The organism is Pseudomonas sp. GW823-FHT01D03, from assembly GCF_058798255.1.
In genome coordinates this window covers 3,988,349-4,007,570 of record NZ_JBXAKK010000001.1, presented here as the reverse complement: position 1 = coordinate 4,007,570, position 19,222 = coordinate 3,988,349, and the positions used below count along the sequence as shown (strand labels likewise).

The 19,222-nt window shown below is 60.8% G+C and carries 15 protein-coding genes and 4 tRNA genes; 13 read left to right on the top strand and 6 right to left on the bottom strand.

The features are described from left to right. Positions 1–183: 183 nt before the first annotated feature. Entirely contained in the window at positions 184–414 is a 231-nt protein-coding gene (locus tag AC1RBR_RS17470; RefSeq protein WP_003226459.1) for a hypothetical protein, read from the top strand. Here AC1RBR_RS17470 and AC1RBR_RS17465 read toward each other — a convergent pair. Both AC1RBR_RS17465 and AC1RBR_RS17460 read right to left on the bottom strand, forming a co-directional pair. Further along, entirely contained in the window at positions 411–611 is a 201-nt protein-coding gene (locus AC1RBR_RS17465; RefSeq protein WP_003226457.1) for a hypothetical protein, read from the bottom strand. The two genes, AC1RBR_RS17470 and AC1RBR_RS17465, sit on opposite strands and share 4 nt — an antisense overlap. 225 nt (positions 612–836) lie before the next feature. After that, the gene (locus AC1RBR_RS17460) at positions 837–2,033 is read right to left on the bottom strand and encodes an amino acid aminotransferase (RefSeq protein ID WP_492565777.1); all 1,197 of its coding nucleotides are present in this window, start codon (positions 2,031–2,033) and stop codon (positions 837–839) included. 337 nt (positions 2,034–2,370) lie between these two features. On the opposite strand from AC1RBR_RS17460, the gene uvrB reads away from it, so the two are divergent. Continuing rightward, complete coding sequence (uvrB, locus tag AC1RBR_RS17455; RefSeq protein ID WP_492565775.1) at positions 2,371–4,386, top strand: excinuclease ABC subunit UvrB; 2,016 nt, start codon at positions 2,371–2,373, stop codon at positions 4,384–4,386. Positions 4,387–4,509: 123 nt separating this feature from the next. Here the strand turns inward: uvrB and AC1RBR_RS17450 are convergent, their stop codons facing one another. Beyond that, positions 4,510–6,060, bottom strand: coding sequence for an MDR family MFS transporter (locus AC1RBR_RS17450; protein WP_492565774.1), 1,551 nt, complete (start codon positions 6,058–6,060; stop codon positions 4,510–4,512). After that, positions 6,050–7,099, bottom strand: coding sequence for an HlyD family secretion protein (locus AC1RBR_RS17445; RefSeq protein ID WP_492565772.1), 1,050 nt, complete (start codon positions 7,097–7,099; stop codon positions 6,050–6,052). The genes AC1RBR_RS17450 and AC1RBR_RS17445 overlap by 11 nt, the downstream gene beginning before the upstream one ends. A 228-nt stretch (positions 7,100–7,327) precedes the next feature. On the opposite strand from AC1RBR_RS17445, the gene gltX reads away from it, so the two are divergent. From gltX to AC1RBR_RS17395, 10 genes are all read left to right on the top strand, one after another. Then, on the top strand, positions 7,328–8,809 hold the full coding sequence (gene gltX, locus AC1RBR_RS17440) for a glutamate--tRNA ligase (protein WP_492565770.1): 1,482 nt from the start codon (positions 7,328–7,330) through the stop codon (positions 8,807–8,809). A 203-nt stretch (positions 8,810–9,012) separates the two neighbouring features. Continuing rightward, a tRNA-Ala gene (locus AC1RBR_RS17435) sits at positions 9,013–9,088 on the top strand. Positions 9,089–9,167: 79 nt separating this feature from the next. Further along, a tRNA-Glu gene (locus AC1RBR_RS17430) sits at positions 9,168–9,243 on the top strand. A gap of 53 nt (positions 9,244–9,296) precedes the next feature. After that, positions 9,297–9,372 (top strand) — tRNA-Ala (locus AC1RBR_RS17425). 81 nt (positions 9,373–9,453) lie between these two features. Beyond that, positions 9,454–9,529 (top strand) — tRNA-Glu (locus tag AC1RBR_RS17420). A gap of 181 nt (positions 9,530–9,710) precedes the next feature. After that, positions 9,711–10,250, top strand: a complete 540-nt coding sequence (locus AC1RBR_RS17415) for a TetR/AcrR family transcriptional regulator (protein ID WP_007969225.1) — start codon at positions 9,711–9,713, stop codon at positions 10,248–10,250. A 30-nt stretch (positions 10,251–10,280) separates the two neighbouring features. Further along, positions 10,281–11,114 carry an alpha/beta fold hydrolase gene (locus AC1RBR_RS17410; protein ID WP_492565768.1) on the top strand — a complete coding sequence of 278 codons (834 nt, stop codon included), beginning with the start codon at positions 10,281–10,283 and terminating at the stop codon, positions 11,112–11,114. A gap of 46 nt (positions 11,115–11,160) precedes the next feature. Further along, positions 11,161–11,610 (top strand): acyl-CoA thioesterase, encoded by a 450-nt coding sequence (locus AC1RBR_RS17405; RefSeq protein ID WP_096796150.1) that lies wholly within the window; start codon positions 11,161–11,163, stop codon positions 11,608–11,610. 231 nt (positions 11,611–11,841) lie between these two features. Beyond that, on the top strand, positions 11,842–12,801 hold the full coding sequence (locus AC1RBR_RS17400; RefSeq protein ID WP_223007821.1) for a tRNA dihydrouridine synthase: 960 nt from the start codon (positions 11,842–11,844) through the stop codon (positions 12,799–12,801). Positions 12,802–12,922: 121 nt separating this feature from the next. Continuing rightward, positions 12,923–13,366, top strand: a complete 444-nt coding sequence (locus AC1RBR_RS17395; protein ID WP_492565766.1) for an Hsp20 family protein — start codon at positions 12,923–12,925, stop codon at positions 13,364–13,366. A gap of 47 nt (positions 13,367–13,413) precedes the next feature. Here the strand turns inward: AC1RBR_RS17395 and AC1RBR_RS17390 are convergent, their stop codons facing one another. Both AC1RBR_RS17390 and AC1RBR_RS17385 read right to left on the bottom strand, forming a co-directional pair. Beyond that, on the bottom strand, positions 13,414–16,692 hold the full coding sequence (locus tag AC1RBR_RS17390; RefSeq protein ID WP_166497903.1) for a sensor domain-containing protein: 3,279 nt from the start codon (positions 16,690–16,692) through the stop codon (positions 13,414–13,416). Positions 16,693–16,760: 68 nt separating this feature from the next. Then, positions 16,761–17,651, bottom strand: a complete 891-nt coding sequence (locus AC1RBR_RS17385) for a LysR family transcriptional regulator (protein WP_007969232.1) — start codon at positions 17,649–17,651, stop codon at positions 16,761–16,763. A gap of 141 nt (positions 17,652–17,792) precedes the next feature. Here AC1RBR_RS17385 and leuC point away from each other — a divergent pair, with 141 nt between their 5' ends. Then, complete coding sequence (gene leuC, locus AC1RBR_RS17380; protein ID WP_492565763.1) at positions 17,793–19,211, top strand: 3-isopropylmalate dehydratase large subunit; 1,419 nt, start codon at positions 17,793–17,795, stop codon at positions 19,209–19,211. The last annotated feature ends 11 nt before the right edge of the window (positions 19,212–19,222 follow it).

The window sequence follows — 19,222 nt, the reverse complement described above, 5'->3', positions numbered from 1 at the left end:
GTGTAAATTTTCTGCTGTCAGCAGGACAGACGGCGATTTGTCAGTGATTAGCGATTACCAGAATCGCCTCACAGGTCTACCATGGTCGCCCGGAAGTGGTCACACGCGCTGCCGGCCATTCGCCGAAAAGGTACGCGCCATGACTCGAACCGTTGTTGTTTCCCTTTCACGCGAGGTGCTCGTATGAGCGTCACGCAAATCAGTCTGCCCAAGGGCGTTGGCCCGCACGCCGAGAAACTCTTCGACGCGATCACCCAGGCCAGCACCGCTGAAGAGCTGAACCGTGCTGGCGGCAAGGCCGAAGGGTTCGTGCTCGGTCTGGAAAGCACCAAGGCGATCAAAAGCCAGATCGCCGAATCGCTGTACGTCGCGTATGACGATGCGGCCAGTCAACGGGCGACGGAGTTGGCTTAACCGCCGAAGGTGATCGTGCCGAGCATCAGTTTGGCGTAAGCGGCGGTGGCGGCCAGTTGCACCAGCCACAGGGCCAGGCCGCCGAGGAAGACGCCCGCTGCGACTTGCAGCACCAGGCTTTTGTCGCGTTTGGCCGTGGTGCGGGGGATGAAGTCATCCAGGTCGTCTCGGTCGGCGCGCAGGTTGTCGTTTTTCATAGGTGTTCTCGCAAAACTCTGAGGTGTACACAAAACCTGTGGGAGCGGGCTTGCTCGCGAAGGCGTCGGCCCAGCCAGTATTTTTGTCGCCTGATGCACCGCTTTCGCGAGCAAGCCCGCTCCCACAATGGAACCAGTGTGCAGTCTAGAGGGTTCGGATAGTTTTCCGGGACAAATAAAAAACGGGAAGCCCTAAAGCTTCCCGTTTTTCATGGCAAAGCGAAATCAGATGACCTGAACGATCGCATCCGTAACAGCCTTGATGTTGCTCTGGTTCAACGCAGCCACGCAGATGCGGCCGGTGTCCAGGGCATAGATGCCGAACTCGTTGCGCAGGCGGTGCACCTGTTCGGTGGTCAGGCCGGAGTAGGAGAACATGCCGCGCTGACGACCGACGAAGCTGAAGTCACGCTGCGGGGCTTTTGCGGCCAGCAGGGCAACCATCTGCTCGCGCATGCCGCGAATGCGCAGACGCATTTCTGCCAGTTCGGCTTCCCACTGGGCGCGCAGTTCCGGGCTGTTCAACACGGCGGCGACGATGCTTGCACCGTGGGTCGGCGGGTTGGAGTAGTTGGTGCGGATCACACGCTTGACCTGCGACAGCACGCGCGCGCTTTCTTCTTTCGATTCGCTGACGATCGACAGGGCGCCAACGCGCTCGCCGTACAGCGAGAACGACTTGGAGAACGAGCTCGAAACGAAGAAAGTCAGGCCTGATTCAGCGAACATACGCACAGCCGCGGCGTCTTCGTCGATGCCGTCGCCGAAACCCTGGTAAGCCATGTCGAGGAACGGTACGTGACCTTTGGCCTTGACCACGTCCAGCACGTTCTTCCAGTCAGCCGGGGTCAGGTCGACGCCGGTCGGGTTATGGCAGCAGGCGTGCAGTACAACGATCGAGCCGTTCGGCAGGGCGTTGAGGTCGTCGAGCATGCCGGCACGGTTCACGTCGTGGGTGGCAGCGTCGTAGTAACGGTAGTTCTGCACCGGGAAGCCAGCGGTTTCGAACAGCGCGCGGTGGTTTTCCCAGCTCGGGTCGCTGATGGCCACGACGGCGTTCGGCAGCAGTTGCTTGAGGAAGTCGGCACCGATTTTCAGCGCGCCGGTACCGCCGACAGCTTGAGTGGTGACGATGCGACCGGCAGCGATCAGCGGCGAGTCGTTACCGAACAGCAGCTTTTGCACCGCCTGGTCGTAGGCCGCGATGCCGTCGATCGGCAGGTAGCCACGGGAGGCGTGCTGAGCAGCGCGAATGGTTTCGGCTTCGATCACCGCGCGCAGCAGGGGAATTCGCCCCTCTTCGTTGCAGTAAACACCTACACCCAGGTTGACCTTGGTGGTCCGGGTATCGGCGTTGAATGCTTCGTTGAGGCCCAGGATTGGATCGCGGGGTGCCATTTCGACAGCGGAGAACAGGCTCATTATTACGGCGGCTCTGAATGGAGAGTGGAGGGACGTGTCGCGCTCCAGCCGAATGCACTAGAGCGGTGCACAAACGGGGAGCTAGTATAGAGGCCATCACTGAGCAATGGCGACAGGCGATTCAGCTTTTAAGGCAAGTTTTTCCGATTATTTCTTGACCGTTAGTCGATTGACTCTGTCAGAGACTTTACCGGATGTAGGACGTTTGCCTTGAAAGGCGAGGCAATCGGCTCCACATTGAGCACAATCTTCGTTTTTCCTTGGGCGACAACGGTCGTTTGCGGTCATCCCCGCGGCTCGGCTGTTTTCTGCGCGAGCCGCGATCCCAGAGGTGTGTATGTCCGAATTCCAGCTAGTCACCCGCTTCGAGCCCGCCGGCGATCAGCCAGAAGCGATCCGCCAATTGGTCGAGGGCATCGAAGCCGGGCTGGCGCACCAGACGCTGCTCGGTGTGACCGGCTCGGGCAAGACCTTCAGCATCGCCAACGTCATCTCGCAGGTGCAGCGCCCGACGCTGGTGCTGGCGCCGAACAAGACCCTCGCCGCGCAGCTGTATGGCGAGTTCAAGGCGTTCTTTCCGAACAACGCGGTCGAGTATTTCGTTTCCTACTACGACTACTACCAGCCCGAAGCCTATGTGCCGTCGTCCGACACCTTCATCGAGAAGGATGCGTCGATCAACGATCACATCGAACAGATGCGTCTGTCCGCAACCAAGGCGTTGCTCGAGCGCAAGGACGCGATCATCGTCACCACGGTGTCGTGCATCTACGGTCTCGGTAGCCCGGAAACCTATCTGAAGATGGTGCTGCACGTCGATCGCGGCGACAAACTCGATCAGCGCGCCTTGCTGCGGCGCCTGGCCGACCTGCAGTACACCCGCAACGACATTGATTTTGCCCGGGCGACTTTCCGGGTACGCGGCGACGTGATCGACATCTATCCGGCGGAATCCGATCTGGAAGCGATCCGCATCGAACTGTTCGATGACGAGGTCGAGAGCATTTCCGCGTTCGATCCGCTGACCGGCGAAGTCATCCGCAAGATGCCGCGCTTCACCTTCTACCCGAAGAGTCACTACGTGACACCTCGCGAAACCCTGCTCGACGCCATCGAGCACATCAAAGTCGAATTGCAGGAGCGCCTCGAATACCTGCGCAGCAACAACAAACTGGTCGAGGCCCAGCGCCTCGAACAGCGCACCCGTTTCGACCTGGAAATGATCCTCGAACTGGGTTACTGCAACGGCATCGAAAACTACTCGCGCTACCTGTCCGGACGTCCGGCCGGTGCCGCGCCGCCGACGCTGTACGACTATCTGCCAGCCGACGCCTTGCTGGTGATCGACGAATCCCACGTCAGCGTGCCGCAAGTCGGCGCGATGTATAAGGGCGACCGTTCGCGTAAAGAAACCCTGGTCGAATACGGCTTCCGCCTGCCGTCGGCGCTGGACAACCGGCCGATGCGTTTTGACGAGTGGGAAGGGGTCAGCCCGCAGACGATTTTTGTCTCGGCAACACCGGGCAACTACGAGGCCGAGCATGCCGGGCGCGTGGTCGAACAAGTGGTGCGTCCGACCGGTCTGGTCGACCCGCAGGTTGAAGTGCGTCCGGCGCTGACTCAGGTCGACGATTTGCTCTCGGAAATCACCAAGCGCGTGGCGGTCGAGGAGCGGGTGCTGGTCACCACGCTGACCAAACGCATGGCCGAAGACCTCACCGATTACCTCGCCGACCACGGCGTGCGCGTGCGTTACTTGCACTCGGACATCGACACCGTCGAACGGGTCGAGATCATCCGCGACCTGCGTCTGGGCACCTTCGATGTGCTGGTGGGGATCAACCTGCTGCGTGAAGGTCTGGACATGCCGGAAGTGTCGCTGGTGGCGATTCTCGATGCGGACAAGGAGGGCTTCTTGCGTTCCGAGCGCTCGCTGATCCAGACCATCGGCCGGGCCGCGCGGAACCTCAATGGCCGGGCGATTCTCTACGCCGACCGGATTACCGGTTCGATGGAGCGGGCGATTGGCGAGACCGAGCGTCGTCGCGACAAGCAGATCGCCTTCAACCTGGAAAACGGCATCACCCCGAAAGGCGTGTTCAAGGACGTCGCCGACATCATGGAAGGCGCCACCGTGCCCGGCTCGCGCAGCAAGAAGCGCAAGGGCATGGCCAAGGCGGCCGAAGAAAACGCCAAGTACGAAGCCGAACTGCGCTCACCGAGCGAAATCACCAAACGCATCCGCGCGCTGGAAGAGAAGATGTATCAGCTGGCGCGGGATCTGGAGTTCGAAGCGGCGGCGCAGATGCGCGATGAGATTGCCAAACTGCGCGAGCGGCTTTTGGCGGTTTGAGCTTCATCGTCTGACCGGGCCTCTTCGCGAGCAAGCCCGCTCCCACATTGGATCTGTGTCGTTCACAAATCCCCTGTGGGAGCGGGCTTGCTCGCGAAAGGGCCGGCCCAGTCACCACAAAAATCAGTGAGACTCCCCAGCCTTCAACCCTTGCGGCAATTTCCTGGTCAACAAGATCGCCAACATGCTGACCCCCAACGCAATCCCGACAAAATGAAACGCATCGTTGTAAGCCATGATCAGCGCCTGCTGATGCACGATCTCACTCAACTTGCCGAGCGCCGCCGTGTCACTGCCAAAGCGGTCGGTCATCGACGCCAGCCGCTCGGCCACTTGCGGATTGGTCGGCACCACCGCTTCACGCAAATAATCGAAGTAGGTCTTGGTGCGCGCATCCAATAGCGTGGCGAGCAGGGCGATGCCGATCGCACCGCCGAGGTTACGCAGGATGTTGAACAGGCTCGACGCCGATCCCGCGTCCTGCGGCAGGATGTACGCGGTGGCGATCAGCGAAATGGTCACCATGATCAGCGGCTGACCCAGTGCCCGGATGATCTGGATCTGATTGAACTGCGGCCCGGCGAAGTCCGGGTTGAGCACCCCCGACGAAAAACTCGCCAGGCCGAACAGTCCGAAACCCAGGGTGCACAGCCACTTCGGCGAAACGAACTTCATCAGCTTCGGCACCAGCGGAATCAGGAACAGCTGCGGCACGCCCATCCACATGATCACTTCGCCGATCTGCAGGGCGTTGTAATTCTGGATCTGCGCCAGGTACAGCGGCAGCAGATAGATCGAGCCATACAACCCGACGCCCATGCCGAGGCTGGAAATGCTCGACAAACCGAAGTTGCGATTGCGCAGGATGCCGAGGTTGATCAGTGGATTGGGTTTGGAGATCTGCACGATGACGAAGGTGATCAGGCTCAGCAGGGCAATGCTGCCCAGGGCCACGATCAGGTTCGATTCGAGCCAGTCCTTGCGATGGCCCTCTTCAAGAAACACCTGCAGGCAGCCGAGGCCGACACCCAGCGTGAGAATCCCGGTGTAGTCGGTGCTTTTCAGCAGTTCCCAGTGCGCGTCCTTCTTCTCCAGCCCGTACATCAGCCCGGCGATCATGATCAGCCCCGGCGGAATGTTGATGTAGAAGATGTATTCCCAGCCCCAGTTTTCCGTGAGCCAGCCGCCAAGGGTCGGGCCGATGGACGGGGCGAAGGTGGCGGTCATGGCGAACATTGCCATGCCTTTGGCGCGGTGGTGTTCGGGGAGTTTGATCAGGGTTAGGGTGAACGCCAGCGGGATCAGCGCGCCGCCGGTGAAACCCTGCATGGCGCGAAAGACGATCATGCTTTCCAGGCTCCAGGCCATCGAGCACAGCAGCGATGACACCAGAAAACCCAGCGACACCCACACCGCCAGGCGTCGCGCCGAAAGCAACTGCACCAGCCACGCGGTCAGCGGGATCATGATGATTTCCGCGACCAGATACGAGGTGGAAATCCACGAGCCTTCTTCCAGCGTCGCCGACAGCGCGCCCTGAATATCCTTGAGCGAAGAGTTGGTGATCTGAATATCGAGCACCGCCATGAACGCGCCGAGCATCACGCTCATCACGGCGATCCAGTCCCGCCGGGTCGGTTCGCCGACCGGGCGGATCAGCGGATCACCGGCCATCGTCTGGGATGTCTTTGATGTTCACGGTGGCGGTGACCGACATGCCCGGTCGGATCTTGCCGTGCAGCGGGTTATCGGCCTTGAATGTCAGCTTCACCGGAATCCGCTGCACGACTTTGGTGAAGTTGCCGGTGGCGTTGTCCGGCGGCAGCAGGCTGAACTGCGCACCCGAGGCGGCAAACAGGCTGTCGACCCGCGCTTCGATCGGCGTGTCGCTGTAGGCATCGAAGGTCAGCTCGGCTTTCTGTCCGGGCTGCATGTGGCCGATCTGGGTTTCCTTGAAGTTGGCCTGCACCCAGATGTCTTCGTCCGGGACAATCGACAGCAAATACGCGCCGGCCTGCACCACCTGGCCATTGCGTGCGGCGCGCTGGCCGACCATGCCGCTGATCGGCGCGTGGATTTCGCTGCGGGTCAGGTTGAGTTCGGCTTGCGTCAGATCGGCGCGGGCGTTGGCGATCTGTGCGTCGAGGCGTTTGATCTCGGCAGTCAGCGCGTTGACCTGCTGGCGCTGGCTCTGCGCATCGGCCTGGGCCTTGGCCACTTGCGAACGGGCGATATGCGCGTCAGCGGAGAGGGTGGTCACGCGTTCTTCGGAAACGTATCCGGGTTTGCGCAGGGTTTCAGCCCGCGACAAATCCATCTGCGAGCGGCCCAGCGTGGCTTGAGTGGTGGCCACTTGCGCGTCGCTGGCGGCGATCAGGCTCGATTGCTGAGTCAGTTTGCTCTGCGCCTGCAAACGTTCGGCTTCGCGGGTGGCGAGGGCGGCATTGGCGCGATCGACGGCGAGGTGGAAATCATTGGGTTCAAGGCGTATCAGCAACTGGCCTTTTTCCACATGCTGGTTGTCCTGCACCAGCACTTCGTCGATGCGTGCGCTCAACTGGCTGGAGACGCGGGTGATTTCGCCCTGGACATAGGCGTTATCGGTGCTTTCATAAAAGCGCCCCTTGAAAAACCAGTGGGCGAAGAAGCCCCCGGCAATCAACAGAACCAGCAGCAGGAAAATCAACAGACGACGCTTGAGTTGGGCAGGCATGGGCAAACTGTAGTCAAGGAATTGTAAGGAAAGTTATCAGGGGCTGAATCTGGCATACCGCCGATAAACGGTAAATGCCGATGGCTGAGATTCGGCCCTTCACCACGGTCTATGGGCGTTCCAGCCGCAAACTTGGCTTAAATGCCCTGCCCGCTGGAGCGGGGCGGGTGTCGCCTGTTACCATTCGCCGCTTGATTGTTCTGCTTTTCATTCTTTTCGAGACATGCCATGACCACCGTCCGCACTCGCATCGCGCCATCGCCTACCGGGGACCCCCACGTAGGTACCGCTTACATCGCATTGTTCAACTACTGCTTTGCCAAGCAGCATGGCGGTGAGTTCATCCTGCGCATCGAAGACACTGACCAGTTGCGCTCGACCCGCGAGTCCGAACAGCAGATCTTCGACGCCCTGCGCTGGCTGGGTATCGACTGGAGCGAAGGCCCGGACGTCGGCGGCCCGCACGGTCCGTACCGGCAAAGTGAGCGTGGCGATATCTATCAGAAGTATTGCCAGCAACTGGTCGACATGGGCCATGCGTTCCCATGCTTCTGCACCGCAGAAGAACTGGACCAGATGCGCGCCGAACAAATGGCGCGCGGCGAGACCCCGCGCTACGACGGCCGCGCGCTGCTGCTGTCGAAGGAAGAAGTCGCCGCCCGTCTGGCCGCCGGCGAACCGCACGTGATCCGCATGAAAGTGCCGACCGAAGGCGTCTGCGTGGTGCCGGACATGCTGCGTGGCGATGTCGAGATCCCGTGGGATCGCATGGACATGCAAGTGCTGATGAAGACCGACGGCTTGCCGACGTACTTCCTCGCCAACGTGGTCGACGACCACCTGATGGGCATCACCCACGTGCTGCGCGGCGAAGAATGGCTGCCATCGGCGCCAAAACTGATTCTGCTTTACGAATATTTCGGCTGGGAACAGCCGGAGCTGTGCTACATGCCGCTGCTGCGTAACCCGGACAAGAGCAAGCTGTCCAAACGCAAGAACCCGACCTCGGTAACCTTCTACGAGCGCATGGGCTTCATGCCGGAGGCGATGCTCAACTACCTCGGTCGCATGGGCTGGTCTATGCCCGACGAGCGCGAGAAGTTCTCGCTGCAGGAAATGGTCGACAACTTCGACCTCAAGCGCGTGTCGCTCGGCGGGCCGATCTTCGACATCGAGAAACTGTCGTGGCTCAACGGCCAGTGGCTGCGTGACCTGCCGGTGGAAGAGTTCGCCGCACGCGTGCAGAAGTGGGCGTTCAATTCTGAGTACATGATGAAGATCGCACCGCTGGTTCAGGGGCGCGTGGAAACCTTCAGCCAGGTTGCACCGCTGGGCGGCTTCTTCTTTGCCGGTGGCGTGAACCCGGATGCCAAGCTGTTCGAATCGAAAAAGCTTTCCGGTGATCAGGTGCGTCAGTTGATGCAATTGATCTTGTGGAAGCTGGAAAGCCTGCGTCATTGGGAGAAGGACAGCATCACCGCAACGATTCAGGCGGTGGTCGAATCCCTCGAGCTGAAGCTGCGCGATGCGATGCCGCTGATGTTTGCCGCGATTACCGGGCAGGCCAGTTCGGTATCGGTGCTCGATGCGATGGAAATCCTCGGCCCGGACCTGACCCGTTTCCGTCTGCGCCAGGCGATTGACCTGCTGGGCGGTGTGTCGAAGAAAGAAAACAAAGAGTGGGAAAAGCTGCTGGGCGCGATTGCTTAAGCACGTCTGACTCTGCGGTAACCGCCGAAGGCCGGGATCGTTTGATTCCGGCCTTCGGCGTTTTTCCCCCGGATTTTCGGGGGGAGGGCGGTAAGTGATTGTTATGCCGACAAAAAACTTTGAAATTTTTCAAAAATAAGTTTGACAGGCTTTCGATACGCCCTTAAGATTCGCCCCGTCCTCAGCGATGACATCAACGATGAGGGGCTATAGCTCAGCTGGGAGAGCGCTTGCATGGCATGCAAGAGGTCGACGGTTCGATCCCGTCTAGCTCCACCAATTTACACTTCGAAGCCTGGCCACACCGGCTCCGAAGCGATCAACACTCAGCGTTGGTCAGTTGTATAGAAGGGTTTGCGTCCCCTTCGTCTAGTGGCCTAGGACACCGCCCTTTCACGGCGGTAACAGGGGTTCGAGTCCCCTAGGGGACGCCAGTTTTACAGAAGCGATGTTGCAAGATGTCGCTCCGCCGCGAGGCGAAAAATCCGGGGCTATAGCTCAGCTGGGAGAGCGCCTGCATGGCATGCAGGAGGTCAGCGGTTCGATCCCGCTTAGCTCCACCAATTTTACAGTTCAAGGTCTGGCCACACCGGCCTTGAATCAGATCAGATCTCAGCGCTGATCAGCTGTATAGAAGGGTTTGTGTCCCCTTCGTCTAGTGGCCTAGGACACCGCCCTTTCACGGCGGTAACAGGGGTTCGAGTCCCCTAGGGGACGCCACGATTACCCGCTCTGCGGGATTTATAAGGGTCATTCAATTATTGAATGGCCCTTTTGTTTGTCTGGCGTTTGGCCAATTCTCCTTTTTCCTTACACTGTGCTTCAGACCAGCGGTCATATCCTCGACTTGCGGAATATTATTATGCGAATAATATTCTAGTCGTAATATTCGGAGGCAACGATGAACGATAAAAAAGCTCAAACCCGCGAACGCATCCTCAAGGCTGCCAGCGCCGCACTGATGCAGCGTGGCCCGGCGGATCCCAGCGTCGGCGAAGTGATGGGCGCCGCCGGCCTGACCGTTGGTGGTTTCTACGCGCACTTCGAAAGCAAGGACGCCATGATGCTCGAGGCGTTCAAACAACTGCTCAGCCGGCGGCGTGACCTGATTGCCGACATGGATTCCGAGCTGACCGGCGAAGAGCGTCGCGCCCTGGTCGCAGCGTTCTACCTGTCACGCAAGCATCGGGATTCCAGCGACGCCGCGTGTCCGATTCCGGCTTCCATCGGTGAGCTGGGACGTCTGCCGGAGTCGTTCCGCATCGCGCTGAACGAACACCTGGAATTGATGATTGCGCAGTTGGCGTCCAGCCCCGAGGACACCGACAAGGCGTTGGCCGATGTGGCGTTGATGGTGGGTGGTCTGGCGCTGGCACGCGCGCTGGGTCCGGGCGATTTATCCGATCGATTGCTGCGCGCTGCCAAGTCGGCGGTGCGTTGACCTGAAGGCAACACGCCTGAGGAGAGAGCGATGAACACGTTGAAGTGGGTTCGTGGCGTTAATGGCACCTTGGGCTGGATTGCACCGCAACGAGTAGCAAACAAAATGCGTCAGGCGTTCATGACGCCGCGCACGTTGCCACTGCGCGATTGGGAATTGCCGCTGCTGGCGAGCTCCGAACGCATCACGCTGCGCTTCGGCCTGTCGGCGCTGCGCTGGGGGCAGGGACCGGCGGTGCTGTTAATGCATGGTTGGGAAGGGCGGCCCACCCAGTTTGCGGCGTTGATCACGGCGCTGGTCGAGGCCGGTTACACCGTTGTTGCCCTTGATGGCCCGGCCCATGGTCGTTCGCCGGGGCGTGAAGCCAACGTCGTACTGTTCGCCCGCGCCATGCTCGAAGCGGCCGCCGAATTGCCACCTCTTCAAGCCGTCATCGGCCACTCCATGGGCGGCGCCAGTGCCATGCTCGCGGTGCAACTGGGCTTGCGCACCGAAACCCTGGTCAGCATCGCAGCTCCCGCACGAATTCTCGGCGTGCTGCGCGGTTTTGCTCGCTATGTCGGCATGCCGCCCAGAGCACGCTCGGCGTTCATCCGCCAAGTCGAGCAGGAGGTCGGCATGCGCGCCGCGACCCTCGATGTCGCGCACTATCAACTGGATATGCCGGGCCTGATCGTGCATGCCGAGGACGACACCTTCGTCTCGGTCAAGGAATCGCAATTGATCCACGAATCCTGGTTCGACAGTCGCCTGCTGCGCCTGGAAAGCGGCGGCCACCAGCGCGTGCTGGCCGACCCTCGGGTGATTGATGGCGTGTTATCACTGTTGGCGGGGCGCAGCCTTCAAGCGCGGCAATCGGCCTGACATCCGTTACACTGCCCCGGTTGAATAATCTGACCGGGAGTGGGGCATGGGCTGGGATCGGGCAACGCCGTTCACCATTGATCTGCAAGTAGGCGCCGAGGACATCGACGGGCTGGGCCACGCGAACAACGCGGTGTACGTGACCTGGCTCGAACGCTGCGCCTGGCGCCACTCGCAGCGTCTGGGGCTGGACCTGGTCGAGTACCGGCGCCTGGATCGGGCGATGGCCGTGGTGCGTCACGAAATCGATTATCTGGCGGCGGCCTACGAAGGCGACGAACTGCAACTGGCGACCTGGATCGTCGATTGGGATCAGCGCCTGAAAATGACCCGGCACTTCCAGCTGATCCGCCCGAGCGACAACGCCACGCTGCTGCGCGCTCAGACCACTTTCGTCTGCATCGAACTGTCCAGCGGCAAACCCAAGCGCATGCCGGCGGAGTTCATCGAGGGTTACGGCCCGGCGATCCAGACTTCAGGGGTAGCGAAAATCTAACCTGTGGGAGCGGGCTTGCTCGTGAAGGCGTCGTGTCAGTCAGCATTCATTTGACTGGCTCACCGCCTTCGCGAGCAAGCCCGCTCCCACAATGATCCCGCGATAAACCACAAAACCTGCTGCAGACCCCAATACCTGTGGGAGCAGGCTCACTCCTGCAAGGGATCTGCGGTTTCTTGCGATATCCAGTAAACTGCCGCACGTTTTTTCTTCCTGAGTAGTGTTTTCCCCATGCAAATTGCCCTGGCGCCCATGGAGGGGTTGGTCGACGACATCCTGCGCGACGTGCTGACCCGCGTTGGCGGCATCGACTGGTGCGTGACCGAATTCATTCGGATCAACGATCAGTTGCTCACCCCGGCCTACTTCCACAAGTTCGGCCCGGAGCTGCTCAACGGCGCCCGCACCCGTTCCGGCGTGCCGCTGCGTGTGCAATTGTTGGGTTCCGACCCGGTGTGCCTGGCGGAAAACGCGGCGCTGGCCTGCGAGCTCGGCTCGGAAGTGATCGACCTGAACTTCGGCTGCCCGGCCAAGACCGTCAACAAATCGCGGGGCGGGGCAGTGCTGCTCAAGGAGCCGGAACTGCTCAACAGCATCGTCGAACACGTGCGTCGCGCCGTGCCGGCACATATCCCGGTCACCGCGAAGATGCGCCTGGGTTTCGACAGTCCGGACGGCTCGCTGGTCTGCGCCACTGCGCTGGCCGAGGGCGGCGCCGAACACATCGTGGTGCATGCCCGGACTAAGGTTGATGGCTACAAGCCGCCGGCGCATTGGGAGTGGATTCCGCGGGTGCAGGACGTGGTCAAGGTGCCGGTGTTCGCCAACGGTGATATCTGGAGCGTCGAGGACTGGCGTCGTTGCCGCGAGATCAGCGGCGTCGAAGACATCATGCTCGGTCGCGGTCTGGTATCGCGCCCGGATCTGGCCCGGCAGATCGCTGCCGCGCGCGCCGGTGAAGAAGTGGTCGAGATGAGCTGGGCCGAGCTGCTGCCGCTGATTCAGGACTTCTGGCTGCAAGCCAAGGCGCAGATGACCGCTCGCCAATCGCCGGGTCGCTTGAAGCAGTGGCTGGCGATGCTGACGCGCAATTATCCCGAGGCCACCGAGCTGTTTACCGTGCTGCGTCGCGAGACGGAGCCGGACCAGGTCTCGCGTTTGCTGGGTTTGCCGGTCGTGGCCGCAGCCTGAAAAAAATCTGCAAATACGCTCTTGAAATCATTTTGGCGGTCCCTATCTAAGGGTTACGCGATGCCGAATTCGGGTCGCGGAGACACAAAAACTTGCTGATTGTTTTCAGGAGATTTGAACCATGAGTACTGCATTTTCCCTGGCACCACTGTTCCGTTCCTCGGTGGGCTTCGACCGTTTCAACGATCTGTTCGAAACCGCGCTGCGCAACGAGCCAGGCAGCACCTACCCACCCTACAACGTGGAAAAACACGGTGACGATCAATATCGCATCGTCGTAGCGGCCGCCGGTTTCCAGGAAGAAGACCTGGAGCTGCAAGTCGAGAAGGGTGTGCTGACCATCAGTGGCGGCAAGCGTGATGCCAGCGAAGGCGTGACCTTCCTGCATCAAGGCATTGCCCAGCGGGCTTTCAAGCTGTCCTTCCGCCTGGCCGATCACATCGAGATCAAGGCCGCCGATCTGAGCAACGGTCTGCTGAGCATCGACCTGTTGCGGGTGATCCCGGAAGAAGCGAAAGCCAAGCGCATCCCGATCAACGGGGCGCAGAAGCCGGTTCTGCAATAAGGCCGAGCAAAAAAGAAGGGCGCCACTGGCGCCCTTTTTTGTGCTCGTCATTCGAGCATCTTTTTCAACTCCTCCAACGCCACTGGCCGACTGTGCAGATAGCCCTGATACAAATGGCAGCCCAGCCCCTGCAGGAACGCCAGTTGCTCCGGCGTCTCCACGCCTTCGGCAATCACCTCCAGTTCCAGGCTGCGGGCCATGGCGACGATGGCGCGGATGATCTCGGCGTCGTTGGGATCGGTGGTTGCGTCGCGGATGAACGACTGGTCGATTTTCAGGGTGTCCACCGGCAGGCGCTTGAGGTAGGTCAGCGATGAATAGCCGGTGCCGAAATCGTCCATGGCGAAGCTCACGCCGAGTTTTTTCAGGCGGCGCATCTTGATGATGGTGTCATCCAGATTCTGGATGACGATGCCTTCGGTGATCTCCAGTTTCAGCAGCGAGCAGGGCAGGCCGTGGCTGCTCATGCTGTGTTCGATGCGTTCGACGAAGTCGTTCTGGCGGAACTGCCGTGGGCTGATGTTCACGCACAGGCTGAAGTTGAGCGGATCGACCAGTTTCAGCGCGATCAGTTGTTTGAACGCCCCGCACGCCTCGTCGAGGATCCAGGTGCCGACTTCCAGAATCAGTCCGCTGTCCTCCAGCACCTTGATGAATTCGGTGGGCGATTGCGCGCCGAGTTCCGGGTGGTTCCAGCGCACCAGCGCTTCGGCGCCGATGATGCGGTTGTCCTGCGCATCGACCTGCGGCTGGTAGTGCACGTTGAACTCGCCGCGCGACAGTGCCAGGCGCAGATCGGTCTCCATGCGCAGCCGTTCGCTGGCCGCCTTCTGCATGGTGTTGTGGTACATCTGCGTGGTGTTACGCCCGGAGTCCTTGGCCCGGTACAGGGCGATGTCGGCGCGCTTGAGCAGGTCGGTCGGGGTCGAGCCGTGATCGGGAATCAGCGCCACGCCGATACTCGGTGTCACTTGCAGGCGCTGGCCGTCGAGGAACATCGGCTCCGACAGCAGCTCGCGAATGGTGTCGGCCAGTTCCCGCACTTGTGCACTGACCTCGTTGCGCGTGCCTTCGAGGCCGCTGAGCAGCACCACGAACTCATCGCCGCCGAGACGCGCCACCGTATCCTCCATGCGCACACTGGCTTCGAGTCGCGCGGTGATGATTTTCAGCACCGTGTCGCCGACCGGGTGGCCCAGCGAGTCGTTGATGTGCTTGAAGTGGTCAAGGTCGAGGAACAGCAGCGCGCCGCGCAGGTTGTGGCGCTTGAGCAGGGCGATCTGCTGGCTCAGGCGATCCATCAGCAGGGCGCGGTTGGGCAGATTGGTCAGCGGATCGTGATAGGCCAGATGGCGGATCTGCGCTTCAGCGTTTTTCAACAGGCTGACGTCCCGGGCGGTCAGCAGCAGGCACGCCGTTTCGTTGAGGGTGATCGGTTCGATCGACACCTCCACCGTCAGCAACTCACCGCGCTTGTTGCGCCCGAGCATTTCCTGATGATGCACGCGGCCCTTGATCTGCAGTTCGGCGAGCAGCGCCGAGCGTTGTTTCTCTTCGGCCCAGATGCCGATCTGGTACACGGTTTTGCCCACCACCTCGTCGGCACGATAACCGGTGAGGCGGCAGAAACCGTCGTTGACCTCCAGATAGCGCCCGGTGTCACGTTCGGTGATGGTGATGGCGTCGGGGCTGGAGTGGAACGCCTTGGCGAATTTCTCTTCACTGGCTTTGAGAGCGGCTTCGGAGCGCTGTTGTTGGGTGATGTCGCGCAGGGTGGTGACGATGCACGGCTGATTGCCAACGCTGATCTGCCGGCTGGAAATCACGCACGTCAACGACTGGCCGTCCTTGTGCTGGACGATGATTGCGACATTGCTCAGGCCCTGTTCGCGGATCACCCGCTCGATGCGTTGCAGGCTTTTCGCCGAAGCGTCCCACAGGCCGATGTCTTCGGCGGTGCGCCCGATCACGTCGGCGGCGCTCCAGCCGAAGGTCTGGGTAAAGCTGTTGTTGATCTCGATGAACTCGCCGCTGTCCTGACGGGTGACGCAGATCGGGTCGGGGCTGACCTGGAACAGCGTGGCGAATTTTTCTTCCGAAGCGACCAGACGTTGCTCGCGCTCGACCTGATCGGTGATGTCCAGCAGCGTCCCGGCCATGCGCAGCGGCGCGCCGTTTTCGTCGCGATACAGGCGGGCGCGACTTTCCAGATAGCGCGAGCTGCCGTCGGGCAGTTGCACGCGATAGGTCAGTTGATAGTTGCCGGCCGGGCCTTCGCGCAGGCTGCGGTAGGCGTCGCGCATGCTGTCGCGCTCCTCGCCGGGTACGCCTTCGAAGAACTCCTCGAACGACTCGTGAAACGGGATCGGTTCCAGCCCGTGCAATTGCGCGGCCCGCGCCGAGCCGTAGAGCATGCCGCTGGGAATGTGCCAGTCCCAGGTGCCGAGCTGCGCCGAGTCCAGCGCCAGATCGAGGCGTTCCTGGCTGTCTTTCAAGGCGTGTTCGGCGGCCTTGCGTTCGGTGGTGTCGAGAAAAGTGCTGAGCAGATACGGCTGGCCTTCGAGTTCGACCTTCTGCGCGCTGAGGATGCCGTCATGAATCTGCCCGTTGCTGGCGCGGAACTGCACTTCCATGCTGATCAATTCGCCTTTGGCTTTGGTCTTTTTCACCAGTTCGGCGCGTTGCTCCGGGTGCACCCACAGGCCCAGTTCAAGGGTGGTGCGACCGATGGCGTCCTGGACCGGCCAGCCGAACAGGCTTTCGAAATACTGGTTGGCTTCGGTGATCAGGCCGTCTTCCTGGCGCGTCAGCAGCACCATGTTCGGGCACAGGTGAAAGAGTGTGGCGAAACGTTTCTCCGAGCTGCTGAGGGCCTGTTCGCGTTGCCGTTGGTGGGTGATTTCGCGAATCACCCCGATCATTCGGGGACGGCCGTTTTTATCCGGCAGCAGGCTGCCGCTGATCTCCAGCCAGTGCAGGCTGCCGTCGGGCCAGCGGATGCGGTGGTGCATCGCCTGTTCCAGCGGGGCGCCGGCAATCACCGCATGGAAGGCGCGCACGGTTTTCGCCCGGTCTTCGGGCGGCAGCAGGTCCAGATATTCCAGATCCCGCGGCAGCGGTTGCCGTGGATCGAAGCCGAACAGCGCCTGAGTGCCCCGTGACCAACTGATCTGCCCGCGCTCGATGTCCCAATACCAGGCGCCGAGCCGGGCGCCATTGAGCGCGGCGAGCAATTGCGGCGCACTCTCCCAGCTCTGCTCGGAACGTCGCGGATCAATGGCCTGAATACGCGGCATCGGCGGAATTCGGTCAACAGATTTCGGCATTGTTAACGGGCCTTGAGCTGATGGTGGCGTTAGGCACAGGGACAGCGGCTCTATAGGAGTAGCACAAGTTAGCCTGGAGTCCCTGGCAGATCGATTTGCGCATCCAGCAAGGCCATGAAAGCCCTTGCCGCATTCGACAGCGTCCGTTCGGTGTGCACGATATAGCCTAGCTGGCGACTGAGCTGTATGCCCGGCAAAGGTATGCGCGCCACCTGTTCATCAAGCATGGTGCGGGGCAGAACACTCCAGGCCAGACCAATGGAGACCATCATTTTGATGGTTTCCAGGTAGTTGGTGCTCATGGCGATGTTCGGCGTCAGTCCTTGGGCTTCGAACAAGCGTTGGACAATGTGATGAGTAAAGGTGTTGCCTCCGGGAAAAACCGCCGGATGACCGGCAATGTCCGCCAGGCTCACCGCGCCATTGCTGATCAGCGAATGTTCTGGCGCCACCACGAAATCCAGCGGGTCGTCCCACACCGGCGTGGCTTTGACCAGCGTGTGCGGCTCCGGCGCCAGGGTGATCACGGCCAGTTCTGCACGGCCATGGAGAATTTCTTCGTAGGCCACTTCCGAATCGAGGAACTGAATATCCAGCGCCACCTGTGGGTAGCGACGGGTGAATTCCCTCAAGAGTGGCGGCAGGCGGTGCAGGCCGATGTGGTGACTGGTGGCCAGAGTCAGCCGGCCGCTGACTTCGCCGGTCAGATTGGTCAGGGCACGGCGGGTGTCGTCCAGCACGTTGAGAATCTGGTAAGCCCGGGGCAACAGGGCGCGGCCGGCCTCGGTCAGGCCGACTTCACGACCGAGTCGGTCGAACAGCCGCACCTTCAATTGTTGCTCTAGCCCGGCGATGCGTTTGCTGATCGCCGGTTGCGTCAGATGCAGGCGTTCCCCGGCGCCGGAGAAGCTGCCGGTCTCGGCGATGGCGATAAAAGCATTAAGGTTGGCCAGATCCACGGTTTGTATTCCAGTTGGTTATCCAAAGCATAAAAAATATGAATTTGAGTTATTTAATGTAACCCCATAGGATCGGCCTCACAAGCCAAAGGGTTATTGATAAGCCCAGGGCATAGAAACAAGCTGATGAGGAACCGTCTGATGGCCGGCAAAACGCTCTACGACAAGCTCTGGGATTCGCATTTGGTCAAACAGCGCGACGATGGCTCGGCGCTGATCTATATCGATCGTCACATCATCCACGAAGTGACCTCGCCGCAAGCCTTCGAAGGCCTGCGTCTGGCCGGGCGCAAGCCTTGGCGCATCGATGCCAACATCGCGACCCCGGACCACAACGTACCGACCACACCGGAGCGCAAGGGCGGCATTGAAGCCATTGCCGATCAGGTCTCGCGTTTGCAGGTTCAGACCCTCGATGACAACTGTGATGAGTACGGGATTGTCGAGTTCAAGATGAACGACATCCGTCAGGGCATCGTCCACGTGATCAGCCCGGAGCAGGGCGCGACCTTGCCGGGCATGACCGTGGTCTGCGGCGACTCGCACACCTCGACCCACGGCGCTTTCGGTGCCTTGGCACACGGGATCGGCACTTCCGAGGTCGAGCACGTGCTCGCCACCCAGTGCCTGGTCGCGAAGAAAATGAAGAACATGCTGGTGCGCGTCGAAGGCCAGTTGCCATTCGGTGTGACCGCCAAAGACATCGTCCTCGCGGTAATCGGCAAGATCGGTACCGCCGGCGGTAACGGCCACGCCATCGAATTCGCCGGCAGCGCGATCCGCGATTTGTCCGTCGAAGGCCGCATGACCATCTGCAACATGTCCATCGAAGCCGGCGCCCGTGTGGGTCTGGTGGCTGCGGACGAAAAAACCGTCGAGTACGTCAAGGGCCGTCCTTTCGCGCCGAAAGGCGCGCAGTGGGATCAGGCGGTTGAAGCCTGGAAAGACCTGGTCTCCGACGCTGATGCCAGGTTCGACACCGTAGTTGAGCTCGACGCTGCGCAGATCAAGCCGCAAGTCAGCTGGGGCACTTCCCCGGAAATGGTGCTGGCCGTTGATCAGAACGTGCCGGATCCGGCGAAGGAAATGGATCTGGTCAAGCGCGACTCGATCGTCCGCGCCCTGAAATACATGGGTTTGACCGCCAATCAGGCGATCACCGACATTCAACTGGATCGCGTGTTCATCGGCTCCTGCACCAACTCGCGCATCGAAGACTTGCGCGCTGCGGCCGTGATCGCCAAGGGTCGCAAAGTCGCTTCGACGATCAAGCAGGCAATCGTCGTACCGGGCTCGGGTCTGGTGAAGGCGCAGGCGGAAGCCGAAGGTCTCGACAAGATCTTCCTCGAAGCCGGTTTCGAATGGCGTGAGCCGGGATGCTCGATGTGCCTGGCGATGAACCCGGATCGTTTGGAGTCCGGCGAGCATTGCGCCTCGACCTCCAACCGTAACTTCGAAGGCCGTCAGGGAGCCGGTGGCCGTACCCACCTCGTGAGCCCGGCCATGGCCGCTGCGGCGGCGGTGAACGGTCGTTTCATCGACGTTCGTGAATTGATCTAAAGGAGCGCAGC

Coding starts and splice junctions, on each gene's coding strand:
- AC1RBR_RS17470 (WP_003226459.1), top strand. CDS start 184: ATGAGCGTCACGCAAATCAGTCTGCCCAAGGGCGTTGGCCCGCACGCC.
- AC1RBR_RS17465 (WP_003226457.1), bottom strand. CDS start 611: ATGAAAAACGACAACCTGCGCGCCGACCGAGACGACCTGGATGACTTC.
- AC1RBR_RS17460 (WP_492565777.1), bottom strand. CDS start 2,033: ATGAGCCTGTTCTCCGCTGTCGAAATGGCACCCCGCGATCCAATCCTG.
- uvrB (WP_492565775.1), top strand. CDS start 2,371: ATGTCCGAATTCCAGCTAGTCACCCGCTTCGAGCCCGCCGGCGATCAG.
- AC1RBR_RS17450 (WP_492565774.1), bottom strand. CDS start 6,060: ATGGCCGGTGATCCGCTGATCCGCCCGGTCGGCGAACCGACCCGGCGG.
- AC1RBR_RS17445 (WP_492565772.1), bottom strand. CDS start 7,099: ATGCCTGCCCAACTCAAGCGTCGTCTGTTGATTTTCCTGCTGCTGGTT.
- gltX (WP_492565770.1), top strand. CDS start 7,328: ATGACCACCGTCCGCACTCGCATCGCGCCATCGCCTACCGGGGACCCC.
- AC1RBR_RS17415 (WP_007969225.1), top strand. CDS start 9,711: ATGAACGATAAAAAAGCTCAAACCCGCGAACGCATCCTCAAGGCTGCC.
- AC1RBR_RS17410 (WP_492565768.1), top strand. CDS start 10,281: ATGAACACGTTGAAGTGGGTTCGTGGCGTTAATGGCACCTTGGGCTGG.
- AC1RBR_RS17405 (WP_096796150.1), top strand. CDS start 11,161: ATGGGCTGGGATCGGGCAACGCCGTTCACCATTGATCTGCAAGTAGGC.
- AC1RBR_RS17400 (WP_223007821.1), top strand. CDS start 11,842: ATGCAAATTGCCCTGGCGCCCATGGAGGGGTTGGTCGACGACATCCTG.
- AC1RBR_RS17395 (WP_492565766.1), top strand. CDS start 12,923: ATGAGTACTGCATTTTCCCTGGCACCACTGTTCCGTTCCTCGGTGGGC.
- AC1RBR_RS17390 (WP_166497903.1), bottom strand. CDS start 16,692: ATGCCGAAATCTGTTGACCGAATTCCGCCGATGCCGCGTATTCAGGCC.
- leuC (WP_492565763.1), top strand. CDS start 17,793: ATGGCCGGCAAAACGCTCTACGACAAGCTCTGGGATTCGCATTTGGTC.